Origin of the sequence: Halomonas sp. SIMBA_159, assembly GCF_046536035.1 — a bacterium.
Taxonomy (GTDB): Bacteria; Pseudomonadota; Gammaproteobacteria; order Pseudomonadales; family Halomonadaceae; genus Vreelandella; species Vreelandella venusta_A.
In genome coordinates, this window is sequence record NZ_JAWJBT010000800.1 from 1 (window position 1) to 264 (window position 264).

Consider the following 264-nt stretch of genomic DNA (forward strand, 5'->3'; position numbering starts at 1 on the left):
ACAAGAACGCTTTGATTTATGGCGAATGGGCCAGCCTCTACGTCGGCTACTGGTCTGGCGTGGATCTGATGATGAACCCGTTCCACAGCGACGTTGCCAGTAAGGGCGGTGCTATCCTGCATGCCTTCCTCGATGCGGATGTGGTGGTGCGCCACGCCGAGGGCTTCCGCTATGCGGAGATCGACTGATGGTGACGTTTGAGCAACTCAAAGCCCATTGCCGCCTCGAGGAAACCGACTTTGATGGTGAGCTTCAGATCGCATT

The 264-nt window shown here is 56.4% G+C and carries 1 protein-coding gene; it reads left to right on the forward strand.

Going from position 1 to position 264, the window contains the following annotated elements; all coding sequences use genetic code 11:
- Window positions 1-188: hypothetical protein (locus R0J87_RS21415; protein WP_498888816.1), on the forward strand; the 188-nt coding region annotated here is incomplete at its 5' end.
- Window positions 189-264: the final 76 nt, after the last annotated feature.